Source organism: Streptomyces sp. NPDC056503 (assembly GCF_042794995.1).
Classification (GTDB): Bacteria; Actinomycetota; Actinomycetes; order Streptomycetales; family Streptomycetaceae; genus Streptomyces.
In genome coordinates, this window is the sequence record NZ_JBHTST010000042.1 from 20,425 (window position 1) to 37,235 (window position 16,811).

The 16,811-nt window shown below is 70.6% G+C and carries 14 protein-coding genes; 6 read left to right on the plus strand and 8 right to left on the minus strand.

Features of this window, described 5'->3' with window-relative positions:
* Positions 1-127: 127 nt before the first annotated feature.
* Positions 128-562 (minus strand): MarR family winged helix-turn-helix transcriptional regulator, encoded by a 435-nt coding sequence (locus ACFQ8C_RS15400; protein ID WP_383456966.1) that lies wholly within the window; start codon positions 560-562, stop codon positions 128-130.
* A 174-nt stretch (positions 563-736) separates the two neighbouring features.
* Here ACFQ8C_RS15400 and ACFQ8C_RS15405 point away from each other — a divergent pair, with 174 nt between their 5' ends.
* From ACFQ8C_RS15405 to ACFQ8C_RS15420, 4 genes are all read left to right on the plus strand, one after another.
* Entirely contained in the window at positions 737-2,239 is a 1,503-nt protein-coding gene (locus ACFQ8C_RS15405) for an MFS transporter (protein WP_383456897.1), read from the plus strand.
* A 297-nt stretch (positions 2,240-2,536) separates the two neighbouring features.
* The gene (locus tag ACFQ8C_RS15410; RefSeq protein ID WP_383456899.1) at positions 2,537-2,890 is read left to right on the plus strand and encodes a trypco2 family protein; all 354 of its coding nucleotides are present in this window, start codon (positions 2,537-2,539) and stop codon (positions 2,888-2,890) included.
* 44 nt (positions 2,891-2,934) lie between these two features.
* A complete protein-coding gene (locus tag ACFQ8C_RS15415; RefSeq protein ID WP_383456901.1) occupies positions 2,935-5,604 on the plus strand; it encodes a tetratricopeptide repeat protein in 2,670 nt (889 codons plus the stop codon).
* A gap of 366 nt (positions 5,605-5,970) precedes the next feature.
* Positions 5,971-8,235: an FG-GAP repeat domain-containing protein gene (locus ACFQ8C_RS15420; RefSeq protein WP_383456903.1), complete on the plus strand. Its 2,265-nt coding sequence runs from the start codon at positions 5,971-5,973 to the stop codon at positions 8,233-8,235.
* Between the two features lie 502 nt (positions 8,236-8,737).
* Here the strand turns inward: ACFQ8C_RS15420 and ACFQ8C_RS15425 are convergent.
* The 6 genes from ACFQ8C_RS15425 to ACFQ8C_RS15450 all read right to left on the minus strand — a co-directional run bounded on the left by ACFQ8C_RS15425 (position 8,738) and on the right by ACFQ8C_RS15450 (position 14,437).
* Entirely contained in the window at positions 8,738-9,568 is an 831-nt protein-coding gene (locus tag ACFQ8C_RS15425; RefSeq protein ID WP_383456906.1) for a DUF1206 domain-containing protein, read from the minus strand.
* A gap of 452 nt (positions 9,569-10,020) precedes the next feature.
* A complete protein-coding gene (locus ACFQ8C_RS15430; protein ID WP_383456909.1) occupies positions 10,021-10,896 on the minus strand; it encodes a sigma-70 family RNA polymerase sigma factor in 876 nt (291 codons plus the stop codon).
* Positions 10,893-11,276 (minus strand): VOC family protein, encoded by a 384-nt coding sequence (locus ACFQ8C_RS15435; protein WP_383456911.1) that lies wholly within the window; start codon positions 11,274-11,276, stop codon positions 10,893-10,895. Before ACFQ8C_RS15435 ends, ACFQ8C_RS15430 begins: the two co-directional genes overlap by 4 nt.
* 264 nt (positions 11,277-11,540) lie before the next feature.
* On the minus strand, positions 11,541-12,359 hold the full coding sequence (locus ACFQ8C_RS15440; RefSeq protein ID WP_383456912.1) for an enoyl-CoA hydratase/isomerase family protein: 819 nt from the start codon (positions 12,357-12,359) through the stop codon (positions 11,541-11,543).
* Positions 12,360-12,369: 10 nt separating this feature from the next.
* The gene (locus tag ACFQ8C_RS15445) at positions 12,370-14,049 is read right to left on the minus strand and encodes a transporter (RefSeq protein WP_383456915.1); all 1,680 of its coding nucleotides are present in this window, start codon (positions 14,047-14,049) and stop codon (positions 12,370-12,372) included.
* A gap of 4 nt (positions 14,050-14,053) precedes the next feature.
* Positions 14,054-14,437 (minus strand): hypothetical protein, encoded by a 384-nt coding sequence (locus tag ACFQ8C_RS15450; protein WP_383456917.1) that lies wholly within the window; start codon positions 14,435-14,437, stop codon positions 14,054-14,056.
* Between the two features lie 556 nt (positions 14,438-14,993).
* On the opposite strand from ACFQ8C_RS15450, the gene ACFQ8C_RS15455 reads away from it, so the two are divergent.
* Both ACFQ8C_RS15455 and ACFQ8C_RS15460 read left to right on the plus strand, forming a co-directional pair.
* Positions 14,994-15,629: a TetR-like C-terminal domain-containing protein gene (locus tag ACFQ8C_RS15455; protein ID WP_383456920.1), complete on the plus strand. Its 636-nt coding sequence runs from the start codon at positions 14,994-14,996 to the stop codon at positions 15,627-15,629.
* Between the two features lie 56 nt (positions 15,630-15,685).
* On the plus strand, positions 15,686-16,423 hold the full coding sequence (locus tag ACFQ8C_RS15460; protein ID WP_383456923.1) for a hypothetical protein: 738 nt from the start codon (positions 15,686-15,688) through the stop codon (positions 16,421-16,423).
* Positions 16,424-16,432: 9 nt separating this feature from the next.
* Here ACFQ8C_RS15460 and ACFQ8C_RS15465 read toward each other — a convergent pair whose 3' ends face one another.
* Positions 16,433-16,681 (minus strand): ATP-binding protein, encoded by a 249-nt coding sequence (locus ACFQ8C_RS15465; RefSeq protein WP_383456925.1) that lies wholly within the window; start codon positions 16,679-16,681, stop codon positions 16,433-16,435.
* Positions 16,682-16,811 lie beyond the last annotated feature (130 nt).

Sequence of the window (16,811 nt, forward strand, 5' to 3'; positions counted from 1 at the left end):
GCCGATTTTCCAGACGGGCGGAGGGCCGTCTTTCGCCCAGGGCTGGAGGGACGTCCCGCTGATCCTCCAGGGACCATCCCCGCGAACTCGGGGAGCGGATCACGCCCCTCTTGCCGGCATCGACGCGCTACCCCTCGTTTTCCGTGAGGTGGCTGTCCATGGTGGTGTTCAGGTCGGTCATGAACGCCTCGACCTGTTCCAGGAACCGGGGCGGGTAGTGCGACATCGTGGCGTCGAGGCGGTGGGCGAGCGGGCCGAAGAACTCGTCCGCCCTCTCCTGGATGTGCCCGCCGCTGCGCAGCGTGACGATGCGCCGGTCGGAGTGCTCGCGGGCGCGGGTGATGTGTCCCGCCGCTTCGAGACGGTTCAGGAGCGCGGTGGTGGCGCCCGTGGACAGGGAGATCCGCTCGCTCAGCCGCGCCGGCGACAGGGGGGTGCCGCGCTCCTCGGCGGCGGCGATCTCCAGGACCGCGGTCGCGTCCGTGGAGTGCAGGCCCAGCCAGGCGGCGAAGCGCCGGCTGAGCTCGGCGTAGTGTCCGCCGTAGATCCTGAACGACTCCATCAGCCGCTCACGCTGCTCCGCGACACCATCGCGCACTGTTTCCTCCACGCCTCCGGCCTTCTCTCCTGTCACGCGCTCTCCTGTCACGAGGTCCGCACGGTCATCCCGCTTTGACAACCTACCGCCACCACTTTACCTTCACCATGGAATTACTTCACCATGGAGGTATCTGGCGTGCGTGACCCGTCCCCCACCCCCGACGAGACGACCGAGCCCTACCGGTGGCGGTGGCTGATCCTGGCGGTGATGATCGTCGCGGAGATCATGGACCTCCTGGACGCCTCGATCGTCAACGTCGCCGGGCCGGACCTGGAGAAGTCCCTCGGTGCCGGTTCCGTCGGCCTGCAGTGGGTGATCGGCGGCTACGCGCTCACCCTGGGCGCCGGGCTCGTGCTCGGCGGCCGGCTCGGCGACCGCTACGGTCGGCGCCGGATGTTCCTGATCGGCCTGGCGGCCTTCACCTCGACCTCCCTGCTGTGCGCGGTCGCGCCGAACATCGAGTCGCTGATCGCCTTCCGCCTGCTGCAGGGCACCGCCGGAGCGATGCTGCTGCCCCAGGGCCTGGGGCTGCTGCGGGAGAACTTCTCCGGCCCCGAACTCACCAAGGTCTTCGCGATCTTCGGCCCCGTCCTCGGCCTGGGCGGCATCATCGGCCCGGTCCTGGGCGGCTTCCTCATCGAGGGCGACTTCTTCGACCTGGGCTGGCGGTCGGTGTTCCTGATCAACCTGCCCATCGGAATCGCGACACTGATCGTCGCCGCGAAGTTCGTGCCCAAGAAAGCGGGCGACCGAACGGTCCGGGTCGACGTGACCGGCGCCGCCCTGGTCGTGACCTCCTGCGCTCTGCTGGTGCTGCCGCTCAACCAGGGGCAGGAGAACGGCTGGCCGCTGTGGACGTGGCTGTCCATGGCCGCCTCGGCGATCGGTTTCGCCCTCTTCGCCCTCCAGCAGCGCCGCACGGCCGCCACGGGCCGCGAGCCGCTGGTGACCCCGGGCCTGCTGCGCAAGCCGGCCTTCACCGTCGGGCTCGGCGGCATCGCCCTGTTCTTCGGCGGGCTCGTCGGCACCCAGCTCGTGCTGACCCTGTTCCTCCAGATCGGCCGGCACTTCACCGCCGGTGAGGCGGGACTGGGCAACCTGCCCCTCGCGGTGGGAACCGCGGTCGGCGGCGCCATCAGCGGCGCGTTCCTCGCCGACAGGATCGGCCGCAAGGTGCTGCAGGTCGGACCGCTGGTCCAGCTGGCCGGCGCGGCCATGCTGTGGTTCGAGCTCGACGGCCTCGATGCCGCCTCGTTCTCGATCTGGGACATCGCTCCCGGCGTGGCGGTGGCGGGCATCGGCGCCGGCATGGTGATCGCCGCCCTGTTCAGCTTCGTCCTGGCCTCGGTCGACGACGACGAGATCGGATCCGCCTCCGGTGTCCTGTCGGCGGTCCAGGCTGTCGGCGGTTCCATCGGCGTCGCGGTCTTCGGCTCGGTGTTCTTCGCCCAGGCCGGAACCGGTGACTTCACCAGCGGCTTCCACCGCGCGCTGATCGTCCAGGCGTGCCTGCTGGTGGTCTTCCTCGCCCTCACCTTCCTGCTGCCCAAGAAGGGTCGCCCCGAAGACGAACAGCACGCCATCACCCCCGGGACGGCTGCCGACGACTCCGGCACCAGGCAGCACCTCACCGTGTGAGCCCCGGCCGGGACCGTGCACGACAAGCGGCCCCGGCCGGCCCGAACGGACCGCACCGGGGTGCCGACGACCTCAGACGGCCCTGGGCCACCATCCACGACAACACACGCATCCCCGCCGACTACCGGCTCTACCTGACCGTCACCCCGCGCATCCTCGCCACCCCCCTGCCGCAGAGCGGCGCCGGCGTACGTTCCGAGATTTCCGTCTTCGCCTGCGCAGGTGAGGTGCCGTCAGGAAAACTGCGGGTCAGGCCGATCGAGCGCGCCGTCCGCGGGTGGCGGTGGAGGGGGAACCGTGGGCAAGGTGACGCTGTCCGAGGCGGTGGCAGAGCTCCGCGAGGAGCTGTACAGGGCCGCGGACGCCAGCCCCCACGAGCAGTTCCGGTTCGAGGTAGAGCAGGCCGAGCTGTGTCTGGAGGTCGAGTTCCGCAAGGACGGCAACGGCAAGGTTAATGTTGAGATCGGCGCCTTCGGCACCAAGGGTGGTGTGGAGGCCGGGGGCGGGGGCGGGGTCACGCACCGGCAGACGCTGACCCTGACGCTGAACGTCCGCGACGAGGCCCTCGGCGAACAGCCCGCCCGCATCCGCCGGCACGACGCGGTCAGCAGGGAGCCTGGGGCCGACACCCCGCCCGGCAGCGACGCCTGACACGTGGACGATCCAGGAGACGCAGGCGTAGCGGGAGAACGACAGTGGACGCTCAGAGGACGGTCTATATCAAGCCTGACCAGCCGGTCGGGGGGTCGGGGTCGGGCTATCTCATCGGGCCCCGGCTGGTGCTGACCGCGCTCCACGTCGTCCACGACAGTGGCGTCCGTGCGGCCGGTGCGACCGTCTGGATCGGACACCCCCGCACCAACACCGGAGTCCACCAGCGCACCGCAACGGTCATCTGGCCGGGCTCGGACGCAGGCCCCGACAGCCCGGGAGTGCCGGACGTCGCGCTGCTGCTTCTCGACGAGGGCGCCGACGCGGGCCTGACCACGCCCGTGCGGTGGGGCCGGCCCCAGGGGGCTACTCCGCTGGCCTACTCCGGGATCGGGATTCCGGCGTTCTCCACCCTCACAGGCGGTGCCGTCCAGTACGAGAACCTCCGCGGCGAACTCGCCCCCCTGACCACCGCCGGCCGGCGCTGGGTCCTGGACTGCAAGGTCTGGCCCGCCGCCACACGGCAGGAGGAACGCCCCTGGGCGGGTGCCTCCGGCGCCGCCGTCTTCAGCGGCAGTCACCTCGTCGGCGTCGCCGTCGAGTACGGCACCGGCATGGGCGAGCGACGCCTCACCGCCGAACCCGTCCACCCGCTCCTCGACGACCCAGGATTCACCGCGCTGCTGGCCGAGCACGGCTTTCCCGGCACCCCGCACACCGCCGACGACATCACCGGCCCCCCTGGCGAGGGGACGGCAGCGGTGTGGCCGCGGCAGTTCGGCACCGTCCCCGAACTCGCCACCGCCTACCAGCACCGCGATGCCGTCGACCAGCTCACCGCCGCTCTGGCCGCAGGCGACACCACTATCCAGGCCGAGATAACCAGTACGGGCACCGTCTCTGGCGATGCGGCGGGGGCCGTCGTCACCGGACTCGGCGGCGTGGGCAAGACCCAGCTCGCCGTCCACCACATCCAGCAAGTCCGCCACGCCAGCGGTCTGCCCGTCCCCGCCAGCAGGGTGCTTCACCCCCCTACGGGGGCTGTCCTGGCCGTTGATCTGCTGCTCTGGATCACCGCCAGCGACACCGTCACCATCACCGTCGCCTACGCCCAAGCAGGCCAGGAACTCGGCAAAGCCGGCGTGCCCGTCACCACCGGAGACGACGCCGACCAGGCAGCCCAGGGGTTCCTCACCTGGCTCCAGAGCACGCATCAGCGCTGGCTCGTCGTCCTCGACGACGTCCCCGACGCCGGAGTGCTCCGCGGGCTGTGGCCGCCGGCCACACCGACGGGACGCACCCTCATCACCACCCGCAACCGCGACGGCGCGCTCACCGAAGGACGCCGTCAGATCAGCGTGGGGCTCTTTACTCCCGACGAAGCCGTCCACTACCTGCGCCAGCGCCTGGCCGGCACCGGTGCCGACCTCGACGACGCCGAGCTGCGGCAGCTGGCGGACGACTTCGGGCACCTCCCGCTCGCTCTCGCGCAGGCCGCCAGCTACATCCGGGGAAACGCCCTCACCCTGGACGAGTACCGCACCGAACTCGCCGAGGTGCCGCTGAACGAAGCGCTGCCCGGAATCGACGGCCTGCCCGACCGGCAGGCCCACACCGTCACCGCGGCCTGGACCCTGTCCATCGACTACGCCAACACCCTCACACCTCCGGGACTCGCCCGACCCCTCCTGCACGTCCTGGCGCTCCTCGACCCCAACGACACGCCCGACGGCATCACCGCGGGAACCGCACTCCAGCAACACCTCCAGCAGACACGAGACGCCAAGACGGCTACACCTGGCAGGCCTGTGACCGAGCGGGACGTGAAACGGGCACTGCGGGTCCTTCACCAGCTTCATTTGACCGACATCACCGATCACACCCTGCGCACCCACCTGCTGCTCCAGCGCACCCTTCGGGAAGCGCTCACATCCAGCGAGATCGACAAACTCGGAATGGTTGCTGCGGATACGCTCCTTGAGACATGGCCCGAGCAGGAGGTCTCCAGCAGCAGGCAGTACCGTGCGGCAACCACTTCTCTTGCCACACATACCGCCCTTCGGAACGCCGCCGACGGGGGTTCTCATTCCGTCCTCTCCCACGCCGCCGCCACCCTTGGCGAAGCTGGCGACGCCGCCGGAGCCGCAGACGCCTACACCGAACTCCTCACCGACCGCCTCCGCATCCTCGGACCCGACCACCCCGACACCCTCACCGCCCGCCACAACCTCGCCACCTGGCGCGGCGAAGCCGGCGACCCCGCCGGAGCCGCAGACACCTACACCGAACTCCTCACCGACCGCCTCCGCATCCTCGGACCCGACCACCCCGCGACCCTCACCACCCGCAACAACCTCGCCCACTGGCGCGGCGAAGCCGGCGACCCCGCCGGAGCCGCGGACGCCTACGCCGAACTCCTCACCGACTGCCTCCGCGTCCTGGGACCCGACCACCCCCACACCCTGCTGACCCGATACCAATGGGCGGTCTGCGTCGGGCGGGCCGGCAACCTGGCCGCCGCGGTGGACGCGTTGCGGGAGCTTGTTGAGGACGAGGCCCGTGTGTACGGGAGCCGGGACCACGTCGAGGTCCGCAGCACGCTTGCGACGCTTGAGCAGTGGCAGGCCGCCCTCGCCACCGAAGCCGAGGATGAGGCTCGGCGGGCACAGCAGCCCGACCGAGCGGTCGACGGGCCGGGTCGGGCCATCTCATAGGTTGCTGTCAGGGAGCACGGCGCAGCACGGCATTCCGGCACGTGCCGGCAGGCGGGGCGGGGATCGTTCCGGGTGGGCGGCACGGCGCGGTGCCCGCGGCACCGGTCTGCAGGGGCGACAAGTCCCTCTCCCCGTCAGACGTCATCGGCCTTCACCGGTGAAACGACTCGCCGTGCCCCCATCGGCCCAGGCCAGCACCCGGGAAGGTCCCTGACGCGCGCCCAGGCATCACCCATCACACCCATCGGTCGACGTACAACCCTTCGGCGGGGGCGTGAGTCTCACCGGGCGGCGCCGGCAGAAACACGCGTCGATCCGACCTTCCAGGAGGAACCTTTGATCTCCGCCAGCATGAGGCGTCGGGGTGTGTCCACCGCGATCACCACCGTCCTCGCCGTCACGCTCGGCGCGGGCGTCTTGTCGGTCCCGGCAGGCGCCGCCCCGCTGCCCGGCGCGGTGGCGGTCGAGGCGGGGACGGCGCCCCTCCCGTACCCGGCGGGCGCGCTCTGGTTCTCCGCGGCCGGGAAGACCGGCTTCCTGACCCGTATGTGGGAGGGCGGGCGTTACGTGCACAAGTGGACCCGGTTCGCGGACGGGTCGACCACCACGATCGACGCGCCGATGGCCGACTCCACCGGCTCGGACGTGGTCATGACCGGGAGGGGTTCGACACCCCGCAGCTCTCTGGTGCTGCAGCTCCGCGACATGGCCGACGGCGGCCGGACCGTCGCGTTCGACCTCCGCCCGCTGAACGGCGTCTACGTGAAGGCCGTCTCCAGGAACTCGATCCTGGCGGAGGTGACGAAGGCGGACGGCTCCGTGGAGCTGCAGCTCGTCACCAGCACCGGCGGCACCCTCACGCAGCGGAAGATCGAGGGCGTTCCGATCGACGCCTATCGCATCCGCTCCACTCCCGCCCGTGACGGGTCCGTCCTCGTCCACTTCGGCCTGACGGGCACCTCCGGATCGCGAAACCGCGCCGCCGTCGTGGACCTCGCCGTCGCCAAGGTGGTCTCCACGCACGAAGGGACCTCGTTCCTCACGGACCACTACAACGAGTACGACAACGAGTACTCCGCGATCTCCGCCACGCACCTCGCCTGGGTGGACGTCGGCGGGAAGATCGTCACCGTGGACCGCGCCACCGGAGCCCGGTCCTCCTTCGAGCCCGAGGGCGGTGAGGGCTTGCGCCTCACCGCGGGCCTGATGGGCTCGTGGGTGACGTACGGCAATCCGTCGCACCTTGAGGGAGACCGCTTCGGCGAGGTGAATCCGGTGGTTCCGTACACGGCGAAGTCGCTGACCACGGGCGAGACGGTCAAGCTGCTCGACTACGTCGCCACGGCCTGGACCGGCCCCGACGGCACGATGCTCGTGCGCGGCGGCACCGTCGAGCACGGCGAGGGGCTCTACCGGATCTCGCTCGGCGCGGACGGCAGGCCGACCGCAGCGCTCGTCGCCTCCACCGGCGAGCCGACGCAGCTGACCTTCCTCGGCACGCGGTTCCCGCAGCCGTTCGACCTGAGCGCGCCCATCCCGCTCAAGTGGAAGATGTCCCGGGACAACGCCGACGTCGACCTGACGATCACGCATCGCGCGTCCGGCCGGACCTTCTCGAAGCACATCCACCTCTTCGGCGAGTCCGCCGGCAGCCCCTACCTCTACGATCGTGGGGAGTTCGGCATCACCTGGGCGGAGATCGCCGCCGATTCCGGCATGGGCCCGGATGCCCCGACCGGAACGTACGACTGGTCGTTCACGGCCGTCCCGCAGAACGGCGTCGGTCCGGACCTGAAGGCGTCGGGCAGTTTCACGGCCGATCGGAACCTCGCCACCCAGCACGACTTCTCCTGGAGCGGCGCCCCTGGGCTGTTGGCCAGGGACGCGCAGGGCGTGCTGTGGCGGAGCGGCACCACGTACGACGACGCCAGGAAGACCCTGGCGGGACTGTACGGATTCGGCGAGGTCGGTGGTGGTTGGCAGGCCTACGACCGGATCGAGACCATCGGCAGCATCGGCTCCGGTCCCTCCGACTTCGTCGCCCGCGACAAGACGGGTGTGCTCTGGCTGTACGACGTGGTGCCCTACCGCTCCGGGACGAAGATCTCGGCCCGGAAGCGGATCGGCGGCGGCTGGAACACGTACACGCAGCTCACCGGCGGCAGCGATCTGGACGGTGACGGCCGCCCCGACCTGGTCGCCGTCGACAAGGCCGGCGCCCTGTGGCTCTACAAGAACACCGGGAACGTCGCCGCTCCCTTCGCCGCGCGGCAGAAGATCGGCACCGGCGGCTGGGGGATCTACCACCAGATCACCGCCACCGGCAACATCGGCGGCGCCGCCGCCGGCGACCTGGTCGCCCGCGACAAGGACGGCGTCCTCTGGCTGTACCTGGGCAAGGGCGACGGCACCTTCGTCGCCCGCAAGCAGATCGGCGGCGGCTGGAACGCCTACACCGACACCATCGGCATCGGTGACGCCAACTACGACGGCCACCCCGACCTGTTCGCGTACGGCCCGAACAAGACCGCCTACTTCTACGCCGGCACCGGCGACTACCGGAAGCCCTTCGACACCCGCGTCGCCAGCCCCATCCTCACCGGACAGCCCACCTACAACCACGTCTCCTGACCCCACCCCGCCCACCAGGAGGCCCCTGTCGCGCAGAGACCGCGACGGGGGCCTCCGCGGCGGGCGCCGAGGTCACCGGATCGGGGCCGGGGCCGCAAGGACGAGCCAAAGGGCTTCTCCTGGCGCGACTTCCGGGACCTGGTCGTCCGCGCCCGCAACAAGTTCGGCGGCCCGGTCGTGTTCGTCCGGGACAACGCCCGCATCCACCTCGTGCCGCCACCGAAGACGTTCTTCGAGGGCAATGCCCACTGGTTGACGGTCTTCTCGGTCTCAAGGCGGCCGGCGAGACGCCCGCCGACCTGGCGTTCATCTGCTCCTGGCCAAGCCTGGTCACCCTCTCCACCCTGCACCCCGGCTCCCTTCCCGGATCCGGAGCACCCCCGCCGGAAGGGACGTCCACTCGGTTGAAGAGCGGTACCTCGCCGAAGTCGGTCTCGACGACGGTGTGGCAGCCGGGTGAGGCGAGGACGGGAGGCAGCGGCTCGCCGGGGTGCGGTCGGGCTCAGACGTCGCGCCACTTGGTCTGGCCGAAGGAGAACACGCCGAAGAGGACGAGTCCGACGGCCACGGCGACCAAGAGCCACGGCCCCACGGGTGTCTGGGCGAAGGAACGGATGGCGTCGTCCATGCCCTTGGACTCCTTCGGGTCGAAGGCGACCGCCGCCTTCAGGCCGAAGTAGCCGACCGCGCCGAAGACGAGCCCGCGTCCCACGCCTCCCGCGGTACCCGTGACGTCCATGAACCGCCGCTGGTGCTTGGACATCCGGCCCCATGCGAGGTGCTTGCGGTACGTGCGCAGTGCCGCCCGGCACGCGATCCACGATCCCGCGCCGAGGAACCCCGCGGCCGCGGCGCCCACCCACCACTGACCGCCGGGCAGAGCGAGAAGGCGTCCGGTGATGTCCTGGCTCTGCCGGTCGGTGGAACCGGCCCCGCTGCCCCGGTCGCCGGCCGCGAAGGCCAGGACGAGGAACGACGAGACTCCGTAGAAGACGAACCGCGCGCCGGACAGGGCGCGTTTGCCCGCGCCGTCGCCCTTGGGTCCCCCCGAGCCGAACAGCGCCTCGGAGAGCCGCCACACCGCCATCCCGGCGAGTCCGACGCCCAGCGCCCACAGCAGGACGGCCCCGAAGGGCGTCGCGGCGACCTCGGTGAGGGCCCCGCCCCGGTCGGCCTGCTCGTTCGTGCCCGTCAGGCCGATGCGTACCGCCAGGACTCCGACGAGCAGGTACAGCACACCGCGCGCCGCGAAACCCGCCCGGGCACCCGTGCGTACGACGTCCCCCCGAGCCGCTCGCCTCGCGGCGGCCCACGACGACCCGGCTGTGGTCATGTCAGGTCCTCCCCTTCGTCCGGACCCCTCGCATGCCCCGGCCGCGCGCTTCGAATCAGGAGGCGGGGGCCCCGACAGCCCTCGCGCCCCTCCGGCAAGCCGTCGGCCACGCCTCTTGCCGGGAAGTTCCGGCGTCTCCGTCGAGGCCTTCAGCGGCAGCGCTCCTCACGTCCTGCCGATGGTCCGCTTACGCCCACCGGGTACGGCGGCCCTGCCCGTACGAGGCGAGCAACCGGTGCACGGCCTGGCCGGGGCGGCGTCCGAGCGATCAGGACGGCCCCACGGAGAAGACCCTGCTCGACGCCCCCCTCCCCGCCGGGACCGCGCCCACCGGTCCCCGGCGTGGTTCGCGGCTGCGACAACCCGCGAGCGCGAGGAACAGCGCGGGCCCGCCGCGCGGGCGGGCCCGATGTCGCGGCCATCCCCGCGGACTGGGATGATCCCGCCCACGGTCAGGCCGGGGCGGGCAGATGGATCGACGCGAGTTTGACCGGGTCGACGACGATGCGGATGCCGGTGATCCGGTCTTCGACGACGGTGAAGGCGATGACGGAGAGGGGGGTTCCGTCGGGACGCCAGGACATGTGGCCGGGGGTGCCATCGAGTAGCACAGGCCGGTGGCGGGCCACCTGCCCGGAGAACATGCGGGCGCCGGCGGCGACTCGGGTGGCGCCGAGGGTGACGACCACCCCGTCGGGGGTGTCGACAGTCAGCTTCACGTTCGGGTCGAGGACACGGAGGAGCGCATCGAAGTCGCCGCTGACGGCAGCGGCTTGGAATGCCCGGACGACCTGTTGGTGCTTCGGTCCGGGGCCCACCGGCCGGTCTCCGGCCTGGACCTTGCGGCGGGCGCGGCTGGCGGCCATCTTGGAGGCTTCGGCGGATTTGTTCAGAATCCGGCCGATCTCCTGGAACGAGACCGCGAACATGTCGTGCAGGACGAACGCCAGGCGTTCGCTCGGGGTGAGCGAGTCGAGCACGACGAGCAGAGCGAGGCCGACCGCATCGGCCAGCAGCACCTGCTCATCCGGCGCGGGGTCGTCGGCAGGCGTCACCACGAGGTCCGCGGACTCCTGCCCGTAGGCGGTTTCGGGGTGGGCCGCGCGGGCCCTCAGAAGGTCGAAGCCGATGCGGCCGACCACGGTGGTCAACCAGCCGGCCAGGTTGTCGATGGTCTCGGCGTCCTGGCGGGCGAGGCGCATCCAGGCTTCCTGGACCGCGTCCTCGGCATCGGCGTGCGAGCCCAGCACGCGGTACGCGACGGCGCGCAGCCGATCGCGCTGGGCTTCGAACGCCTCGGCGACGAGGTCGGACGGGTGGGCGGTCACGGCTTGAGCTGCTGACGGAGCGAGATCCGGTTGCCGTCCGGGTCCACCGCCTCGACGCGGACCCCGAACGGATAGTCCACGGGTTCGGCGTCCTCGAAGGTGACGCCGCGTCGGCGCATGATCTCGAAGTCCCGTCGCAGGTCCTCGGATTCGAGGATCAGCGGACCGGGGGCACCCGCGCCGCCCGGCTGTCCCGCGGCCGCCGCGTGCGACCACAGGATGATCTGCACCGGGCTGTCGGGAACGCCGACGGTGAGGAAGCGTCCGTCGGGCCCCGGGAAGTCGAGCCGCTTCTCCAGGCCGAGTCCCTCGGTGTAGAACTCCAGCGCGCGGTCCTGATCGGTGACGTAGATCGTCACGTACATGATGGTGGTCGGCATCTTGTTCTCGATTCACTCGTGGACGCGGCGACCGTTCGTATGCGGTCGGCGTACTCATGACGAGTGCTGACGGGAGAAGGTAACAGGACCGGTCCGCCGAAGCGGGGGCGCCGGCCGGGTACGGGACGTGGTCCCGCGGGCAGCAGGACCACGTCCGGCACATGCGGCCACAGGACCCGGCGTTCGAACGACACTGATCCACGACTGCGCGAACCGGGTCTCCGTCCAGCCGGCCCGAGGGGCGGTCGCCCGTGTGGTGCCGAGTCAGCCTCTCGATGACACGAAGACGGGAGCGCGCTTCCCCAAGAAGGCGCTGAGCCCTTCTCTGCCGTCCGGGCCCCCGAGCAGGTCCGCGATCGAGGCGGCTTCGGCGTCCAGGTGGGCGCTGAAGGTCGTCGGCGCTTCCCCGGCTTCTCGCAGCAGGCGCTTGGTCGCGGCGAGCGCGGGCGCGGAGCCGCTCGCGAGAGCCTGCACGACTTCCTCGGCTTCGTCCGCCAGGGTCTCCTGGGCCACGACACGGCTGACCAGACCCCATTGCCGGAGCTCCTCGGCCGTGACCATGCGGTTGGTCATGGCCAGGTCCACGGCGCGGGCCTGGCCGATGCGGCGGGCCAACAGCCAGGAGACTCCGCAGCCGGGTGACAGCCCGGCCGCGGTGTACGCGACTCTCAGTTCGGCGGCGGTGCCGGCGAGCACGATGTCCGCTCCCAGCGCGATGCCGATGCCGCCACCGGCGACGGTCCCGTGAACGACGCTGACGACCGGGATCGGCAACTCGGCGAGGGTGCGGAGCGTCTCGTGCAGAAGGGTCGCCGTTTCCGCGATCCGCGCGGAAGGGTCGGGAGCCTCGGCGAACCAGCGCAGGTCACCGCCGACGCTGAACACGGGTCCCTGGGCGGTCAGTACGGCGACGTCCAGGGTTCCGTCGTCGACGCCCTCGGCGAGTCGGGCGCTCGCCTCGCGCAGGCCGAGCGTCATGTCGCCGTCCAGCGCGTTGCGCGTGTCGGGACTCGCCAGCTCGACGCGGGCGACTGCCCCGTCGTGGACCCAGCGGACGCGACCGTACAGAAGTTCTTCGGGCATGAGGGGTCCTTCAAGAGTGGGGATGAGTCGGCCAGCGCTTCGAAGTGTTCGGTTTCCCTCCGGCGTCTCTGCCTGTCAGGAGGAGGAACTCCAGGTCCTCGTGAGCGCGCCGTGGGTCCTGTGGTGAGGTGAGGCTGCCGATCCAGCCGAGGAGGAAGGCCGCAGGCACGGAGAGCAGTCCGGGGGTCTGGAGCGGGTACCAGGCGAAGTCCGCCTCCGGCCACAGGGCGTACGGGGCCCCGGAGACGCTGGGAGAGAAGACCATGAGCAGGGTGGAGAGCAGCAGCCCTCCGTGGACGGACCAGAGCAGTCCCCTTCGGTTGAATCGCCGCCAGCAGAAGGTGAGGATCAGGGCGGGGAAGACGCATGACGCGGCGACGCTGGTGGCGAAGGTGATCAGGAACTCCACGTGGTACCGGTAGGTGGCGGCGGCCAGTGACAGCCCCACGGCGCACAGGGCCACGACGGCTAGACGCAGGGTTCGGACCTGGGCCGCGTCGGTGCGGTGGCGCCTGTGTCGGGCGAGGACGTCGTGGACCAGGGAGACGCCGGCCGCGAAGGTCACACTGCTGACCGCGGTGAGCACGGCGAGGAAGGTGACGCACGAGATGGCCACGATGAGCGCGACGCGCACCGACGAGCCGTCGCCAAGCAGTTCCGAGGCCAGCAGGACCAGGGCGGATTGCCCGTTGCCGTCGATCGCGCCGATCCCCCTGCTGCTTGCCACGGCCGTCGCCGCGAAGCCCGTGGCGATCAGGAGCGCGATGAAGACTCCGACCAGGGCGGCGGCGATGCTCGTGGATCGTCGTGCCGACTGCCCGGTGCGGGAAGCGCTGATGCGCAGGATCACGTGCGGCGCCACGGCCCCGCCGAGGATGACGACCATGTGTGCGCCCACGTCGTTGAGCGATCCGAAGTCGGTCTCGTACGGCCAGAGCCCCGGGCTGAGGTACGCGTCCGGTGCAAGGCTTCCGTTCACCGCCGCCGTGAGCAGGTTCCCCGGATCCCACTCGAACGTCCTGAGTGCCAGCAGGGTGGTCACGGCCAGTGTCGCCAGGGTGAGGGGCACCTTCACGACGTGCATGAAGGTGGCGCCCCTCAGTTCCGCCATGGCGGCAACGCACGCGACAAGGCCGCCGATCAAGACCGTGCAGATCACCTGAACCGATTCGGTGGACGCCCCGATCAGGAGGGACGCTCCGATTCCGGCAGCGCGGAACTGGAGCAGGAGTAGGGGGATGGTGATGACCAAGGTGACCAGGGCGGCTGCGATCCGGGAGGCCCGCCCCGAGGCGCGCAGTCCGAAGAGGTCGCCCAGGGTGTAACACCCGCTGTTGCGGATCCTCTGGGCGAGAAGCAGCGTGACGCCGAGGGCGAGGAGCACGTCGATGGCGGCGGCGAAGCCGTCGTAGCCGAACAGGGCGATGGCGCCTGGGAGCGCCAACAGGGTGACTGTGGTGATCTGCTCGCCCGCCAGCGCGAACCCGTTGAGGACGGAGGACAGGGAACGGTCGGCGACGTAGAGCCGGTCCGGGCCGTCTTCCTGTCCCGTGACGAGTGTGACGAGCCACAGCAGCGAGCAGCCCACGAAGACGAGAAAGGCGATGATCACTGGTTGTCTGACGTCGGCGCCGATGGGGTCGAGGCCGAGGGGGTCGATCACGCCCGAGTTGAAGAGTTCCGGTGCCATCGTGTCACCACCCGCGCCTGTCGGAGAAGTGCCGGGCTCGCGTCGTTCCCGATCCAGATCCCGGCGTGTCGTAGGTCAGGGACGACACCAGAGGGTCGCAGGTACGCGCACATGTTCTCTCGTACCAGTAGGCGCTGGCGACGAGCAGCCCACATTGCAGGATCCCCCAGGCCAAGCCGATGGTGAGGTGCCCGGCCACGCGCACCGACGGAATGCCGGTGGAGGGGAACAGCAGCACGGCGACCGCGAGGGGTGGTGCGTTGACCGCGAGGAAGGTTCGCTGGACACGGCGTACGGCCCGGCGCAGCGGGTCGCGGTGCTGCGCTTCGGCGGCGGACCACGGCGGTGGCTGCTCGTCGGGTGAGGTCGAGGGCAAGTATGGGTGCACGGAAGTCTCCGGCCATTGAGGGGATGACCACGTCATGCGCCGGCCTGGGAGTTCGGGCGGGAGCTCCGACCGGCTGAGCGGCACGAGCGGCACGTACGGGTCAACGGATTGCATGCACAGTGCGTCGAGGCGATGGATGCCGCGGCTGTCGCGTCGTCCATGAATGAAGTGCGTGAGCGTTGCGCTCGTCGCCGGGTAAGGGACGGGTCGCTCGCATCGGTCACACCCGGGACATGGTGTGTATGCCGGGTGATCGGACCGTCGGCCGAGGTGAACAGCTGGACGCGGACGGCTGTACGCGAGGAGTGGGCCTGATGGCGGAGTGGCCCTGCCGGGCTCGTCGACACCGTGGCGCGATCGGAACAATTGCGGATGATTCCACACCTGTCAACCGATCGGCCGACACTCTCCACCGAGCCGGGAGCCGGTTCTCTGTGCCCGTCGCGCAGGTGCCGAGCGAGCGCACATGGCGTACCCTAACGCAAGAAGTCCTTCATTAAGGCTATCGGCGGTCCTCCGGGCCGGTGATCGCCCCGCGGCGTACACGAGGGAACGCATGACTGAGAAGCCCGGCCGGCAGCGCCCCGGCGGACGCACTGCCAGAAACCGTGAGAACGTCCTGCGCGCAACCGCCGACCTGCTCCTGAGCGAGGGATACGAGCAGCTGACGATCGCCCGGGTCGCCGCCGCGGCGGAGGTCGCGGAGACGACCGTCTACCGCCGATGGCCGAGCAAGGTGCACCTGGTGGCCGATGCGCTGTCCGAGCTGGCGCGGGTCGAGAATCCGATTCCGGACACCGGCACGCTCGAAGGAGATCTGCGCGCACTGCTCGGCCAGGTCATCGCGCTTGTCGAACGCCCCGAGGTCCAAAGGGTGATCCTCACCGTCGTCTCCCTCGCGGGGGACGACGAGGAGGTGGTGCGGGCCAAGGACGCCTTCTGGGAGGCGCGGTTCGCCGGTGCCGCCGACATCGTGAACAGGGCTGTCGAGCGAGGTGAACTCCTGCCGGACGCCGACCCCTACGAGGTGATCGAGGATCTCGCGGCTCCCGCGTACTTCCGGGTTCTCGTCACGGGCCGTCCTCTCGACGACCGCCTCGTCGACCGCTCCGTCGAACTCGCGCTGAACCGGCAGGGCATCCGGAGCACGGTGGGCTCCGGACGTCGCGCATCACCGTCGGCCGACGGCTGAGACAGGGCGGCGGACAACCATCACCGACCCACCTTCACAGGAACGGAGCAACACTCATGAGCAGTGCATCGCCCACCGTGTACGCGATCATCGACGGCCGCCGGTTCGCCCGTGACCAGGTGCTCGCCTGGGAGGCCGAGCGGCTGCCCGCCGCGGCCTCGAAGATCGGCCTGCCGGTACCAGCAGGGGAACTCGCCGGTCAGCGCAGGGCGTTCGCCGAGAGCAAGCTCGCGCTGGGGGCCGACGAGATCAAGCTCCGTCTGGCACGCGACCTCCGTGTCAGCGAAACCGTGGCGAACGTCAGCACCTGGCTCTCCCGCGGCCGGCGCGCCACGTCCGTGTGCGAGCTCCACGTGGCCGGCGGCAGCGCGAACGACTTCGTCCAGTGGTTCGACGACACCTCCCGCGCCGACTACGCCCGCTCCATGACCGCGGCCCACCCCGAGCACTTCCTCATCCAGGCCCTCCCCAACGGGAGGCAGGAAGTCATCGAGACCACCGGGGGGAGTCCCCTGGCCACCCGGTTCCTCGTCGACTACAGCGACCTTTCCACGCTCAGCACGCCGCGCGGCCCCGGTGTGGACGCCGAAGCCGCAGGCGTCGCCGTCAACGGCAAGGGCATCCACATCGGCGGCGTACGCCACGAGTTCCGGGACGTGCCGGGAGGTTTCCACGCGCGACTGTGCGTCGAGTTCCCCCGGGCGACGCTCCCTCGCATGCTCTCCGAGCACCGCCGGCACCTGGCCGTCGAGTTCTCCAACTGGGTGGAGTTCGCCTTCGGCGACCCGCGCTGAAGCCTCCGGTCAGGAGGTGAGCGCCTGCTCGGACCAGATGCACTTGCCCTCGGGCAGGAAGCGTGTGCCCCACCGCCGGGAGACCGCGGCCACGAGTTGCAGGCCTCGCCCACCCTCGTCGGTGAAGGCCGCACGCCGGATGCGCGGGGTGGTGAGGCTGCTGTCGTACACCTCGCAGATCAGGGTGTCGCTCCGCAGCAGGCGCAGCCGGCCGGGGCCGCTCGCGTGCCGGCTGACGTTGCCGACCAGTTCGCTCACCACGAGCTCGGTGGTCGTCTCGAGCTCCGACAGCCCCCAAAGGGCCAGCTGCTCCCGGACGTGGGGGGGGGGCCGGGCGCGGCCGCCGGGGGGGGGGGGGGCCACGGCGGGCGCGCGCGGGCCGCGGCGC